Below are 379 nucleotides of genomic sequence, written 5' to 3' on the forward strand. Positions count from 1 at the left end.
GGGACTGACGCGAACAAACCCTACTTAGAGCATGCACCTTGGCTTATTGCTGTGTTTAGTCAAAAAAAGGGCGGCGTGAGTACTGACGATAAAAATACAAATTACTATGTGCATGAGTCTGTTGGGCTAGCAACCGGGTTTTTAATACAAGCTCTGCACCGAGCAGGCCTTGCAACACTTACTCACACCCCAAAACCTATGAGCTTTTTAACAGACATTTGTGGCCGCGATAAAGATAACGAGCGCCCTTATATGCTATTAATTGCAGGCTATCCGGATGAGCATGCAACAGTACCAATGCACGCCCTAGATAAAAAATCGATTGATGAAATAGCCAGTTTTATTTAATACCGTGCAAGGGGGAATAATCAATAGCGAG

Annotated in this window: 1 pseudogene; it reads left to right on the forward strand. The window is 43.8% G+C overall.

What is annotated here, in order from left to right:
- Positions 1 to 348 (forward strand): annotated as a pseudogene (locus tag R2R70_RS19180) (nitroreductase family protein); the annotation flags it as partial.
- Positions 349 to 379: the final 31 nt, after the last annotated feature.

This window comes from Cobetia sp. SIMBA_158 (assembly GCF_046566945.1).
GTDB classification, from domain to species: domain Bacteria; phylum Pseudomonadota; class Gammaproteobacteria; order Pseudomonadales; family Halomonadaceae; genus Cobetia; species Cobetia amphilecti.